This is a genomic window from Chryseobacterium sp. StRB126, from assembly GCF_000829375.1.
GTDB lineage: Bacteria > Bacteroidota > Bacteroidia > Flavobacteriales > Weeksellaceae > Chryseobacterium.
The window spans coordinates 2,957,509-2,972,054 of record NZ_AP014624.1; the positions used below are offsets into that span (position 1 = coordinate 2,957,509).

The 14,546-nt window shown below is 36.1% G+C and carries 12 protein-coding genes; 8 read left to right on the forward strand and 4 right to left on the reverse strand.

The window, feature by feature from the left end; translation table 11 throughout:
- Positions 1-165 precede the first annotated feature (165 nt).
- Positions 166-1,455, forward strand: a complete 1,290-nt coding sequence (gene bioA, locus CHSO_RS13390; RefSeq protein WP_045496748.1) for an adenosylmethionine--8-amino-7-oxononanoate transaminase — start codon at positions 166-168, stop codon at positions 1,453-1,455.
- Between the two features lie 20 nt (positions 1,456-1,475).
- Here the strand turns inward: bioA and CHSO_RS13395 are convergent, their stop codons facing one another.
- A complete protein-coding gene (locus CHSO_RS13395; protein WP_045496751.1) occupies positions 1,476-1,793 on the reverse strand; it encodes a winged helix-turn-helix transcriptional regulator in 318 nt (105 codons plus the stop codon).
- 91 nt (positions 1,794-1,884) lie between these two features.
- Here CHSO_RS13395 and CHSO_RS13400 point away from each other — a divergent pair, with 91 nt between their 5' ends.
- The gene (locus CHSO_RS13400; protein ID WP_045496754.1) at positions 1,885-2,649 is read left to right on the forward strand and encodes an MBL fold metallo-hydrolase; all 765 of its coding nucleotides are present in this window, start codon (positions 1,885-1,887) and stop codon (positions 2,647-2,649) included.
- An 83-nt stretch (positions 2,650-2,732) separates the two neighbouring features.
- On the opposite strand, the gene CHSO_RS13405 is transcribed toward CHSO_RS13400, so the two are convergent.
- Positions 2,733-3,938, reverse strand: coding sequence for a CynX/NimT family MFS transporter (locus CHSO_RS13405; RefSeq protein WP_232509067.1), 1,206 nt, complete (start codon positions 3,936-3,938; stop codon positions 2,733-2,735).
- Between the two features lie 70 nt (positions 3,939-4,008).
- On the opposite strand from CHSO_RS13405, the gene CHSO_RS13410 reads away from it, so the two are divergent.
- Positions 4,009-4,815: an AraC family transcriptional regulator gene (locus CHSO_RS13410; RefSeq protein WP_045496757.1), complete on the forward strand. Its 807-nt coding sequence runs from the start codon at positions 4,009-4,011 to the stop codon at positions 4,813-4,815.
- 461 nt (positions 4,816-5,276) lie between these two features.
- Here CHSO_RS13410 and CHSO_RS13415 read toward each other — a convergent pair whose 3' ends face one another.
- Positions 5,277-5,915, reverse strand: a complete 639-nt coding sequence (locus CHSO_RS13415; RefSeq protein WP_052480596.1) for a PDZ domain-containing protein — start codon at positions 5,913-5,915, stop codon at positions 5,277-5,279.
- On the opposite strand from CHSO_RS13415, the gene CHSO_RS13420 reads away from it, so the two are divergent.
- On the forward strand, positions 5,904-6,473 hold the full coding sequence (locus tag CHSO_RS13420) for a Crp/Fnr family transcriptional regulator (RefSeq protein WP_045496760.1): 570 nt from the start codon (positions 5,904-5,906) through the stop codon (positions 6,471-6,473). The genes CHSO_RS13415 and CHSO_RS13420 overlap by 12 nt on opposite strands.
- A gap of 75 nt (positions 6,474-6,548) precedes the next feature.
- Here the strand turns inward: CHSO_RS13420 and CHSO_RS13425 are convergent, their stop codons facing one another.
- Positions 6,549-7,142 carry a LysE family transporter gene (locus CHSO_RS13425; protein ID WP_045496762.1) on the reverse strand — a complete coding sequence of 198 codons (594 nt, stop codon included), beginning with the start codon at positions 7,140-7,142 and terminating at the stop codon, positions 6,549-6,551.
- Between the two features lie 82 nt (positions 7,143-7,224).
- Here CHSO_RS13425 and CHSO_RS13430 point away from each other — a divergent pair, with 82 nt between their 5' ends.
- From CHSO_RS13430 to CHSO_RS13445, 4 genes are all read left to right on the forward strand, one after another.
- Positions 7,225-8,136, forward strand: coding sequence for a LysR family transcriptional regulator (locus tag CHSO_RS13430; RefSeq protein WP_045496766.1), 912 nt, complete (start codon positions 7,225-7,227; stop codon positions 8,134-8,136).
- A gap of 86 nt (positions 8,137-8,222) precedes the next feature.
- A complete protein-coding gene (locus CHSO_RS13435; RefSeq protein WP_045496768.1) occupies positions 8,223-8,555 on the forward strand; it encodes a hypothetical protein in 333 nt (110 codons plus the stop codon).
- A gap of 270 nt (positions 8,556-8,825) precedes the next feature.
- Positions 8,826-13,163: a CusA/CzcA family heavy metal efflux RND transporter gene (locus CHSO_RS13440; RefSeq protein ID WP_045496771.1), complete on the forward strand. Its 4,338-nt coding sequence runs from the start codon at positions 8,826-8,828 to the stop codon at positions 13,161-13,163.
- Between the two features lie 7 nt (positions 13,164-13,170).
- The gene (locus CHSO_RS13445) at positions 13,171-14,322 is read left to right on the forward strand and encodes an efflux RND transporter periplasmic adaptor subunit (protein WP_045496774.1); all 1,152 of its coding nucleotides are present in this window, start codon (positions 13,171-13,173) and stop codon (positions 14,320-14,322) included.
- Positions 14,323-14,546: the final 224 nt, after the last annotated feature.

Sequence of the window (14,546 nt, forward strand, 5' to 3'; positions counted from 1 at the left end):
AAAATACAATATAATGTAGATAAATCATCAAACCTTAGCTGAGTGAAGCGCCTTTGCGCTCTTAAAAATCATAACGCATCATTGTAAAACCCTATAACGAACGTTGCGTTAAAAACAAAAAATTTCAATCTGACTTCAAAAGTCATCAATACATTTTATAAGCACATGGATATAATAACACCAACCAATCTCCAGCAAAGAGATAAAGCTGTCAACTGGCATCCTTACACCCAGATGAAAACGGCTGATGAAATCATCCCCATCATAAAAGGAAAGGGGCTTTATCTTTACGACCAGGAAGGCAAAAAATATATGGATGTGGTTTCCTCATGGTGGGTAACCCTTCATGGACATTCACATCCTTATATCGCTCAACGTATCTTTGAGCAACTCAACACGCTGGAACAGGTTATTTTTGCCGGGTTTACGCATGAACCAGCCACACAGCTTTCAGAGAATCTACTTAAACTTTTACCCTCTAACCAGAAAAGGGTCTTCTATTCTGATAATGGCTCTACAGCAGTGGAAGTAGCTTTAAAAATGTGTATTCAGTATGCACACAATCAAGGGAAAGAAAAAACAAAAATTCTTGCTTTTAAAAATGCCTACCATGGTGACACCTTTGGCGCTATGTCTGTAAGTGGAAAAAGCTATTGGACTAAACCTTTTGAAAGCAGGCTGTTTGAAGTTGTTTTCATCGATACTCCCAATGCTGAAAATCTACAAATTTTACAGTCCCAGATTAAAGACATTGCTGATGAGGTAGCGTGTTTTATTTACGAACCATTAGTTCAGGGAGCAGCGGGAATGCTGATGTATAACGCTGAAGACCTGAATAACCTAATGAGGTTCTGCAGGGAACAGGAAATTCTAATGATTCAGGATGAGGTTTTTACAGGATTTGGAAGAACCGGAAAACTCTTTGCAGCTAATTATCTTACCGAACAGCCGGATATTATGTGTTTTTCAAAAGGACTAACAGGAGGAACCATGCCTATGGGAATTACAACATGTTCCAAAACAATTTATGACGCTTTCTGGTCTGATGATAAGTATAAAACCTTATTCCATGGACATTCCTTTACCGCTAATCCGTTAGCCTGTACTGCAGCGTTGGCCAGTATGGAATTATTACTTCAAAAAGAAACCCAAATGAGTATCAAACGTATTTCTCAGCAACATTCAGATTTTATCAAAGCACTGGCTTCACATCCACAAGTTGAAAATGCCCGCCAGATCGGAACCATTCTCGCTTTTGATTTTAAAACCGGGCACGGGACTTCCTATTTCAATGAGATCGGGAAAAGACTTTATAATGAATTTTTATTGAGGGGAATCATTATGCGGCCTTTAGGAAATGTTCTTTATCTGGTACCACCGTATTGTATATCTTCTGAAGAACTGGATATAGTGTACCAGAATATTCTTGAGGTTTTGGATCAATTTAAAGATTAAAATAAAGATCTACAAAAGCACTAAGAGCTCAGCTCATTTCCCCATACATGAAGTTTAGAAAGGATAGGTCCCAACTGCTGTCCTTTCTCTGTAAGCTTGTAATACACTTCCGGAGGAAAATTATAGACCTCAATCCGTTGAATAATATCATCTTCCTCCAGTTGTTTAAGCTGTTCTGCAAGTACTTTTTTAGAGACTCTTGGCATATTCCGCCATAATTCTACAAAACGTACCTGCTCTTCTTCAAAAAGATTATGCAGGATTAATGGCTTCCACTTTCCCGAAAGAATATCCAGGCTCTTTCTCAAACCACAGTTTTTAAACTCTTCAAAATTCATAGGGTACTTAGATGTAAATGGATAACCTTTTGGTAACCTTCGATTGTTTTACCTGAGTTAACCAATAGATTTGCTCTACAAATTTAAGCAAATGAAATTACAATTATGGCGCAATGCAACATTGCTATTGAGCATTGATAAAATCTCTATTTTAATTGATCCTATGCTTGGAAAAAAGGGATCTCTGGGCCAATTTCCAATGACAGATAATGAATTGCTGAATCCTTTACTGGATTTACCTTTTACTCATCATGAATTAATAAAAAAATTGCAAACCATAGACGCAGTGGCCATTACCCATTTACATCCTGACCATTGGGATACTGCTGCTATAGAACTTCTTGATAAAAAGATAACAATTCTCTGTCCTGCCATTATTTCAGATCAAATTGAAAATCAAGGATTTCAGAATGTTATAGCAATCGATAATCATATTCTTTGGAATGAAATTGATATTTCAATTACAAAAGGACAACATGGAACCGGAGAAATTGGAGAAAGAATGGGAACAGTCAATGGATTTGTTTTTAAAAAAGATAACCAATCGGTCTATATCGTGGGAGACAGCATTTGGAATAAGGGTATTGAAGGGGAAATCAATATACATAAGCCACAGCATATTATTGTTGCAGGCGGAGCTGCCACATTTTCTATCGGCGATCCCATTATTATGACAAGTGAAGATATTATTAAAGTCTGCGAATGCGCACCTCAGGCAAAAATCTGGGTAACCCATTTAGAAGCAGTAAGCCATTGCAAAGAAGATAGAACATTTATCCAGAAAAAGATTCATGAAAAAGGATACGAAAATCAATGTTTTATTCCAAAGGATGGGGAAGAAATAGTTCTTTATTAAAATAGACCTATATCTATTCAATAAAAAATGAGGCCCTTCCTACAGAAAAGCCTCATTTTATTTAAAATTAAAACTAAGTGCCATTAATCTTCTACATATTTATTCCTTGCAGCTCTTAGCCCGAAATAGAGCATTATTAGTACCGCAATGCTCAGAAAATAAAATGAGGTATTCCAGGAAATATCCCAATCATGCAGCTTTCCAAATACCGGAGGCCCAAATGCCGCAATCAGATAACCTACAGACTGTGCCATTCCGGAAATCTTCACTGCATTGATACTGCTTTTGGTTCTTGTAGAGAAAAATAAGATGGATAAACTGAAAGATAACCCATTAGAAATTCCTATAATGACAGCATTTACATAGATCCATTGAGATTTCAGAAAGACAAACATCATGGTGCTTCCAAACATCAGAGCACATATAAAAAGGATCAAAATTCTTTGGTCTTTCATTTTACTGGCAATAATCGGACAGCAGAATGTTATCGGAATCATCGTAATCTGAATAACAAAAAGCACCCATCCCGAACTTTCACCAGGCATATTGTAATCGGCAAGGAATGAAGGCAGCCAAGCCACCATACAGTAATAAAACAAGGATTGTAATCCCATAAAAACACTGATATTCCATGCCTGAGCAGATTTAAACATATTAAAATCGGAAGTTCCCCCGACAATTTTAGTTTGTGTAGGATTCTTCTTATTAAATATCATTTCAAGAATCAATACTACAAATCCCAAAGCAGCAATCACCAACCAAATTCCCAAAGATCCACGCCATCCGAAACCTGTCCATTCTCCAATTCTTACACTGAAACCGGAAGCCAAAGCAGCCGTAAGGTTCATAGAAACAGCAAAAATTCCTGTCATTAAACCAATCTGCTTCGGAAAATTATTCTTAACATATCCGGGAGTTACTACATTTCCAATGCAAATTCCCAAACCGATAAATACCGAGCCTGCGAATAACAGCCAAAGAGAACCTGAAATTCTCAGGAACAATCCAAAACTTAAAATAATCAATGAATACATTAACAGTTTACTGATTCCGAACTTACTGGAAAACCTGCTTACCAAGACAGAGCAGACTGCAAACATAAAAAGTGGAATAGAGGTCAAAAGACTCACCTGGAAATTATCCAGCTTCAGAGCGTCTCTCACATCTCCAAGTACAGGAGATACAGCAACAATGGGTGATCTAAGATTGCTGGAAATCAATATCACCACCAAGACATTCAGAAGCATTAAAACATAAGAAGCATTCTTTTTTACTTCATTCTTCATCATATAAAAATTTTTGTACAAAATTAGCATAGTAATTTTGTTTAATTTTGCCAAAGTTTTAACCTGAAACGACATGAATGCGAACGACAGTATCAAAATAGATGAGCTTAATAAACCTTATTTTGTATGGTTTGAAGAAAACTGGATTCATGATAATGTTCTCCACCAGCATGAAAAGGGTCAATTGGTATACGTAGAAAGTGGATTTCAGTACATCACAATTGAAGAAAAGATTTATCTTCTTCCCCAGAATCATGCAGCCTGGATCCCTTCAAACTCTATACATAAAACGAATTCCCATTCTGAAAAGATCAAGCTGATGATTATGTTTGCTGATAGAGACAGTAAAGATTCTTTTTATGATGAGGTGAATGTATTTTCTGTTCCTCCTGTATTAAGAGAAATGATAAAATATGCCGAAAAATGGTCCAAATTGATGAAAAAAGATTCCGGTGAAACTGTATTTTTAAAAGCGCTTTTTAATGAGCTTCCTCATTTTGTGAAACATTCCCTGAAGCTACACATCTGTCTTCCAAAAGATAAACGTCTGGAGAAAGTGATTGAGCACCTCCATCATTATTATAATACGGAAATAAAAATAGACAACCTTGGTGAACTGGCTTTGGTTTCTTCCCGAAGCCTGGAACGAATATTTAAAAAGGAAACAGGTCTTACATTGAGCAAATATCAACAGATGCTTCGTATCATTAAAAGCCTTGAACTTTTGAGTTCAGGAGACTTTACAATTTCAGAAACTGCTTATGAAGTAGGGTATAAAAGTGTGCAGGCGTACACCAGAAGCTTTCAGGCTGTGATGCAGTTCAGACCTACGGATTTTATGAAAAACATTAACTTAGGTCAGGTAAGAGGGACTTATTAATAATTAAAATTCGTCACAAATATCTATATAAAGGCATTTGTAACTTTTATTTTAATAAATAATTCCCCTTTTGTTCATTTATCACATCAATAGCAAATTTCTAATTATACAGTTTATTAAAGCAAAAAGGTCCCCATGACTGGAGACCTTAAAAAAACACAAATGATGAAAAAAAATTATTTCGATTCACAAATATAAGCAAAATTTATATTATGCAACGCATCGTATGTGGATTTTTTTTAAAAATTATTTATTTTAATTAAAAATTATCATTTACTAATATATTTTGATTTTCCTTAACATTTTGAAATTAAGCCATAATCATGTGAATTACTCCACCAAACACCATCCATTCTATAATGGCACCCACCATACAAAAACATTGGATTCCGTACAACGTGGGAATAATGAGAAGAGCAGGGATGTATAATATAAGTTGTCTTAAAAAGACAGTCCCAATCTTATTTACATTTATTAAATATTTTATAGTAATTTTTTAGTTTAAGCTTTACCGATTTAATCTGGTGATTGCTATCAATATATTTTATAATAATTTTTTTATTTTTTTGTGCTAAAAGTTGATTGTAAATATTGATATCTTTACTGATAGTATTATTAATAGATATAATACTTTGCCCTTCCTTTAATCCTTTCTTATACGCATCAGTATCTTTTATAACACTTGATATTACAATTTCGTTCCTGTCGTCACTATACTTTAAAGATATAGGACTAACTTCTTCTTTAAAGTCCTTATGAAAAAGAGAATTAGGTTTTAAATAAAGGTTTTTATTCTTATAATTGAGAATAAAATTAAACCTGTTAATGATTTCGCTTCCCAATATGCCTAAAAGATTATCCGAAGAAGTAACACCCTGTTTATCTGATGATAAATCAATTCCCAAATTCTTATCTTTAATGGTGGTGTTACCTAGCTGAATACTTTTAATAAGACCCTTATTATAATTTGTTTTATTGCTCAGATTGGTGCTGCTGTTCATTATTTTTTTTCCAATCTTATGTAGTAAATCATTTTTTTCTTGATAAGGTGTATTATTACTACATTTGCTAATGACTGACTCAATTACATGGAAGAACAATTAGTTTCATATATTCAAGATAAAATATCGGTAACTGATAAAGAGATGGAAACTATTTTGTCTTATTTTAAACCTATCAAATTAAAAAAGAACGAACTGCTTCTCACCAATGGTCAATCCAGCCAAAGAACTTTTTTTGTGGCTAATGGCTGTCTCAGGATATTCTTCATCAATGAGGAAGGGCAGGAGTCTACCCGTTATTTTGCTTTTGAAAATCAGTTTGCTACTGCTCTGGTAAGCTTCATCACTTCCGAACCATCTGAAGAATTCATTCAGGCTGTAGAAGAGACGGAGGTTTATTATATTACCCATAAAGACTTTTATCATCTTCTGGAAATTATACCAAAATGGGAGAAATTCTACAGAATTTATCTTGAAATAGCTTATGTAACAAATACCAAAAGGCTGATGTCTTTCCTAGTTCAGGATGCACTAGAAAAATACCGCCAGCTATTGTCTGAGAACCCAATTATTGTCCGAAGGCTTTCTAATAAAATGGTAGCTTCTTACCTCAATATTTCTCAGGAAACCTTAAGCAGACTGAAGTCCAAGCTCTGATCATTTTTTAAGATTCCGGCTCTGTTGTACCTGACCCTTTTATGAGACCCTGCAATGCTCTTTTTTACTGATTATTTACAAGAATAAACTTATGGCACAGTATAAAAGGAGAATTCCCATCACTGTATTCACTACTTTATAGTGACGATTCAAAAAACGATGTAACTTTTGTCCGGCAACAGCCCATATCCATGTAGCAGAATTGCCTATAAAAGAAAGCAGAAAAGCAAAAACAAGAATAATCCAAAGCTCTTTGAACTGAGGGAAAATAAAGCTGCTAAATGCTGTTATTCCATAAATAATGATCTTAACATTCACTAACTGCAACAGAAACCCTTTCCAAAGATCACCTGCAGAATCAGAAGATTGCTCTTTCTGTTCAGCGTCAATTTCCACTGGCTTTCCGGATATTACAGACCACGCAAGATAAATGAGATAAACAGCCCCAACGTATTTCAGATAATTGAGAAGGAAGCCATACGAATTCAAGAGAAGCCCTGTGAAAAAGGCTGCCAGTAACATGACCACTGTGAACCCCAAGTAAATCCCCAGAAGTAATGTTTTGCTCTTTTGATATCCTGATTTCATACTGCTGTTAAGGGCAAGAATATTATTAGGACCGGGAAGAAATGCCGTTAGCACAGTGTAAATAAAAAACGAAAACCACATATATTTTTTTGACAAAATTAAAGAGACTAAACACTTCAAACAATCGGAATTATTTATACTTTTACTTCGAAAATATTAAAGTATGGATATTCATCAGCTCAAAAGTTTTAAAACTATAGTGGAAAAAGGCAATTTTCAGGATGCTGCCAATGAGCTTAATTACTCTCTGTCTGCCATCAGTTATCAGATTCAACAGCTTGAAAATGAACTAAAGTTTCCACTATTTGAAAAAATAGGTCGAAGGATGCTTCCTACCGAGCAGTCTTTGAAGCTGATTCCCCACATAAAAAAAATAGAAGAGGAGATAGAACAGATTAAACAGCTGAATTCAAAAGGCAGAAAGGTAGAGGGAAGCCTTACAATTTCAGTTTCTGACAGTCTGTTGACTTATATCCTGCAACCTGTACTTAAAGAATTCATTGAAACAGCTCCTGATGTAAAGCTCAAATTAAAAGTGAGAAACTGCTATGAAGTTCAGAAAGAAATTATCCGGAATGATATTGATCTGGGGATTCACTATCAGGTATATGGTTATGATGATCAGATCAAAGTCACAGAAGTGTCTACTTTCACAGTAGGAGTTATGACATCGCCTTTATTTTCACAACAGGAAAGGAATTTCGACAGAAAAGATCAGATAAAAGCGTGTTCTATAATCAATAATGACCCGAATGGTGTTTATCAACAGTATTTTGAAGAATATCTTAAGAAAAAAAACATTATCATCAGTCAAAATATTGAATTGTGGAGCATAGAAGCGATCAAAAAAAGTGTGATGAATAATCTGGGAATAGCCTGCCTGCCTCACTTTGTGGTAGAAGAAGAGATCAGAAAAGGAGAAATAACAGAACTTACTATTAAAGGGTTTCAGCGCACCATTACCATGATTACAGCCCATCATTCTAATAAATGGATCAGCCCTGCGATGGAACTTTTTTTAAAAATTCTTAATGAACAAATAGTCTGTGGATCTCCTGTTAGCTTAGAAATTTAAAATAAAATTAATAACAGAGCCTTCTCAGGAAAAATTTAAGCCTTATATTTGCAGGGATGTTAAAATGGTTCTCCATAATATGTTCAATGATGTATGTGCTGGCTACCACCAATGCGGGGGAAGTAATGAAGGTGCCTATGTTTGTAGAACATTTTATGGAATATGAAGGAAATCTTTCAGAATTCGTCATGGAACATTATGACAATCATAAAAAAGATGCTGACTGGGATCTGGATCAAAAGCTACCGTTTATTAATCCACCCATTGTACTGACTGTACAAGCACAGCTTCCTGATTATACTTTTGAAATCAAGAAACCTAAGGAAATCAGAATTCCGCAGAAGAACAGTATCTATCAGGAAAAGGACTTCTCAAACCTTTACCTTTCCAATATTTTCCAGCCTCCGCGGCTTTCTTAATTAATTTAAAATTAAAAATGAATACTTTAAGTTTTACTTAAGGTGATTTATTCTTATTGTTTATCAATCAATCTTGTAGTACTACATTATTCTGCTTTATTTTTTGAAGTAAAAGTATACTTATATTTTGAAAATCTTTGATTTTTATTCTTTTGTAAGCTTTTATTCAGTATCGTTCCAAACTTAAGCCAGCTTTGTGACTTTTATGGTTCATCTATACATTATAAGCCGTTTATAAAAGACTACAGATTATCTATTAATAATTTTTTCATGTTAAACAAAATTATTGAGTTTTCTGTAAAGAATAAACTCATCATTGCTCTGTTCACCATAGGTTTAGTCCTTTTCGGAGTATATGAAACCACCAAACTACCCATTGATGCTCAGCCTGATATCACCAATAATCAGGTACAGATTATCACCACCGCTCCGTCTTATGGAGCTGCGGATATTGAGCGCCTTGTAACATTTCCCATTGAACAGGCAACCAGCAATATCAGCGGAATCACCGAGCTCCGAAGCCTCTCCAGATTCGGATTGTCATTGGTAACAGTTGTTTTTGATGATGATACAGATGTCTATTGGGCCCGCCAGCAGGTTCAGGAACGTTTACAACTCGTTCAGGACAATATTCCTGCCGGAATTGGAAAACCTGAACTGGGACCTATTTCTACAGGATTGGGAGAAATTTTCCAATATGTAGTGAGAGCCAAGAAAGGTTATGAAAATGTGTACGATGAAACGGAATTGAGAACCATTCAGGATTGGGTAGTCAGACGACAATTACTGGGAACCAAAGGAGTAGCAGATGTCAGCAGTTTCGGAGGAAAGCTGAAACAGTATGAAATTGCCATTAATCCTAACAAACTACAGGCTTTTAATATCAATATTAACGATGTTTTTGCCGCTTTAGAAAATAATAATCAAAATACTGGGGGAGCCTATATCGAAAAGAAAGAAACGGTTCTTTTTATTCGAAGTGAAGGTCTTCTGGGAACAAAAGAGGATATAGGAAACATTCAGGTGGCGGAAACCAAAGAAGGAATTCCGGTTCACATTAAGGATGTAGCTTCTGTAAAGATCGGATATGCGACACGATATGGTGCCATGACCTATAATGATACTGGGGAATTATCCGGAGCTATTGTATTGATGCTTAAAGGTGAAAATGCCAACGAGGTAATAGGCAATATTAAGCAAAGACTTGAAAAGATTCAGGAGTCTTTACCGGAAGGGGTTGTCATTGAGCCTTTCCTTGATCGTGCTAAAATGGTTAACAATACCATCAGTACGGTAAAAACCAATTTGATGGAAGGGGCTTTAATCGTAGTTTTCATCCTTGTTGTATTTCTTGGGAATTTCCGGGCCGGATTATTGGTGGCTTCTGTCATTCCTTTAGCCATGCTGTTTGCCATAATTATGATGAACATCTTCGGGGTTGGAGGAAATCTGATGAGTCTTGGAGCCTTAGATTTCGGTCTTATTGTAGATGGTGCTGTTATCATTGTGGAAGCTGTTCTGCACCAATTAGCCCACAAAAAGCATTTTGGAAAAGACAATATGCTGAGTAAGAAGGAAATGGATGACCAGGTTTCCAATTCTGCTACAAAAATGGTTAGCAGTGCTGTTTTCGGGCAGATCATTATTCTTATTGTATATCTTCCCATCTTTGCCTTGCAGGGAATTGAGGGGAAAATGTTCAAACCGATGGCACAGACGGTAGCTTTTGCATTAATTGGAGCATTTATTCTTTCCCTTACTTACATTCCTATGATGAGCTCATTGGTATTAAGCCGAAAGAAAAAGGAAAAAGACAATATTTCTGACAGGGTAATGGCCAAAGTGGAAACGGGACATCAAAAATTCCTGATGAAAGCCCTGAAATTCAGAAAAACAATCATTCTGGGGGTTCTTATTCTTTTTGCAGGGGCGGTTTTCACTTTATCAAGAATGGGTGGAGAATTTATCCCATCTCTGGAAGAAGGTGATTTTGCTGTTGAAATGAGAATTCTTCAGGGAAGTAATATTAATGAGACCAAAAAGGTAACCACACAGGCTTCCAGCATTCTATTAAAACAGTTTCCGGAGGTACAGAAGATCGTTGTAAAGATCGGAAGTGCCGAGATCCCCACAGAACCCATGCCCATGGATGCCGGAGATATGATCATTGTTTTAAAACCTAAAAAAGAATGGACTTCTGCCCATTCATTCCCTGAACTCTCTGAAAAAATGAGCAAGGCATTAAGCGTTATTCCGGGATTAACGACCAGCTTCCAGTTCCCGGTACAGATGCGTTTTAATGAACTGATGACCGGTGCCAGACAGGATATCGTCTGTAAAATTTACGGAGAAGACCTTGACAGTCTTACTACCTATGCCAAAAAGCTGGGAAGTATCATCAATACGGTAAAAGGCGCTCAGGATCTTTATATAGAACCTGTAGAAGGAGCCCCACAGGTCGTTATTGATTATAACCGTTCTGAATTATCCAGATACAATATTTCTGTTGCTGAGATCAATAGAGTGATTAATATGGCTTTTGCAGGACAAACGGCAGGTGCTTTATATGAAGGAGAGAAAAAGTTTGATATCGTTGTGCGTATGGACAATGAGCACAAAAAAGATATTACCAGCATCCAGAATTTATTGGTTCCTACCGCTTCCGGAGAGCAAATTCCGCTATCTCAACTGGCGAAGGTTGAACTTAAAGACAGCCCGAATCAGATCCAAAGAGAAGATACCAAAAGAAGGATTATTATAGGATTTAATGCAAAGGGAAGAGATGTACAGACTGTTGTGGAAGAACTTCAGCAAAAAGTAGGGAAGAATCTGAAATTCTCGCCAGGATATACCATTGCTTACGGAGGAACTTTTGAAAACTTAAACGAAGCCAAAGCCCGATTAGGGGTTGCCGTTCCTATTTCTTTGGTGATGATTTTCTTGCTGTTATTCTTTGCTTTTGGTTCTGTAAAACACAGTTTACTGATTTATACAGCAATACCATTATCAGCCATTGGAGGTGTGTATTTTCTTGCTTTAAGAGGAATGCCTTTCAGCATCAGTGCTGGGGTTGGATTCATTGCTCTGTTTGGAGTGGCTGTACTTAACGGAATTGTTTTGATATCAGAATTTAACCGATTGAAAAAGAATGGAATAACCAATACCAGCAGGATTGTACTGATGGGAACAAGAATCAGACTTCGCCCGGTGCTGATGACTGCTTTTGTAGCTTCATTAGGATTCCTTCCCATGGCCATCAGTAATGGCGCAGGAGCTGAAGTACAGAGACCATTAGCCACTGTAGTGATCGGTGGATTGATGCTTGCCACACTTTTAACCCTATTTGTCCTCCCAATTCTTTACGTCTTATTTGAACATATTAATAAAGATAAAATGAAATTCTCTAAAAAAATAAACTATAAAAAACTGTCTGTTTTCTTGCTGTTGGTTTCTTTCGGAAGCTTTCAGGCTCAGGAAAACATCACCTTTGAACAGGCACTTGAAAAAGCATATCAACAAAACGGAACACTTAAAGGCTCAAAATTAATCTCTGATTATCAGGAAAAACTAAAAGCCAGCTATCTGAACCTTCCTCAAGTGGAAATTACAGGAGCATTCGGGCAGATTCAGGGGGAAGAAACAGATAATTCATTCGGAATTTCTCAAAGGTTCAGTTTTCCAACTGTTTATTCCAAGAGAAAACAGATGCTGGATGCGGAATGGACGGCAAGTATCATCAATCAGAACCTTACTAAAACACAGCTTACCAAAGAAGTTACAGATGTTTTTTACAGAATTTTAGTGTTTCAGGAAAAGAAAAAAGTATTGGACTACATCAGTCAGTTGTACACCAACTTTGCGGATAAGGCTGGTTTAAGATTGAAAAAAGGAGAAGCCAATATTTTAGAGGAATCTACTGCCGAAATTCAAAAAGAACAGATCAAAGTACAACTGAACATTCTTGAAAATGATCTGAATATTGCCAAACTGCAGCTTCAGTTGCTTCTTCAGTCAGAAACAGCCTATCAACCTATTGCTGATAAACCAACCATGAATGTAGGACTTCAGGTCTCAGAGGAAATGGTAAAACAACATCCTGAACTTCAGTATCTGCAGCAGCAAATTAAAGTAGGGGAAGCTGAAGTACAGCTTGAAAAAAGCAGGCTTCTTCCGGAGCTTCTTATCGGATACACCAATCAGAGCATGAAAAACATTAATAACAACCGTTTTAATTCAGTTCAGGTAGGAGTAGGGATTCCGTTGTTTACCAAGGGACAGCGAGCATTAGCAAAGGCTGCAGAAGCTAAAATTGCTATTTCTGAAAACCAATATCAAAGAAAAGAAATTGAACTTAAAAACAGATTAGGACAACAGTTGAACAACTATATGAATCAACAGAGAATCATTGAAAATTATGAACAAAAACAGCTTCCAAAATCTGAAACGATCTTAAAAACAGCTCAAAAGCAGATGGATGCAGGAGAAATTGATTATCTGAATTGGGTAATATTGGTCAATCAGGCTGTAAAAACCAAGGCAGATTATATCGATAGTCTGGACAGGCTGAATCAGATCGGAGCAGAACTTAATTTCTTAATTTCAAAATAACAGCGTCATGCAATTCAAAATCATATCAATATACAGTCTGGCTTTAGCATTGGTTTTATCATCATGTTCAGGCAAGAAAGAAGAGGAGAAAACAGTCTACGAGAACACAAAATTTGCAAAAGGTGCTGAGAATATGGTTCATCTTACCAATCAGCAAATTCAGTCTGTAGGAATTACCACAACGTCTGTTCAGGACAGAAATATGGAAAAAATGGTACGTCTGAATGGAAAAGCAGAGATTGCCCCATCTCACATCAGTTCTGTTTCAAGTATTATGGGCGGACATATCAAATCTATCAATGTGATTAATGGAAGTCACTTTAGCAAAGGTCAGGTACTGGCTGTGGTAGAAGACCCACAATTCATCCAGCTGCAGCAAGATTATCTGGTAACCAAAGCACAGCTTGAAGCCGCAAGACTGAACTTTAACCGTCAGAAAGACCTTAATACCAGCAAAGCAAGCAGTGATAAAACAATGCAGACCGCTCAGGCAGATTATTCAACCTTAAATGCTACATTGAGAGGCCTTGAAGAAAAATTACGGATCATCGGAATCAATACTAAAGGCTTACACACTGGAAATATCAGAAGCAGAATTAATGTGTATGCGCCATTCAGTGGCTTTGTAAGCAAGATTCTTGTGAATAACGGACAATATATCAACCCCGCAGATACTTTATTTGAGTTAATTAATCCAGCCGGATTACTTTTAGAATTAAAAGTCTTTGAAAACGATGTTAACGATATAAAAGTAGGGCAGGAAATCGTGGTTTACAACAATCAGAAACCCGATGTGAAATCTAGTGCTAAAATTGTAAGTGTAGTTCCAAGCATTGAAACAGGAGGTTCTGCAACTGCTATTGCAAAACTATCATCTGTGAATTCAGAATTTGTAAAAGGAATGTATGTTAACGCTGAAGTGAACATCAGCAACCGATACACTCAGGGACTTCCGAATGATGCTGTAGTTTCTTTTGAAAATAAAAACTATGTTTTTGAAGATCTTGGAAAATCGAAATATAAGATGATTCCTGTGGTAACCGGAATTTCAGACGATCAGTTTACCGAAGTTTTGAAAGCAGACTTCCTGAAAGGTAAAAAGATTGTACAGAAAGGAGCTTATAGTCTTCTGATGATGTTGAAGAATAAAGCGGAGTAATCGCTTTCTACCAATAAATTTTAAGAAAGGTTTTGTTTACTAATGGTAAATGAAACCTTTTATATTTTCTTGCGCCTTAAAAACGAGGTATTATTTTAAAATATTTGTGCCTTTGCGTATTCCCAACAACTTGAAAAAAATATATAAAATGATTTTTGGCATATTTTCAATATTATAGATATTATTTAATGCATAATTAATTAAAAAAGCAATACTTTTAAGCA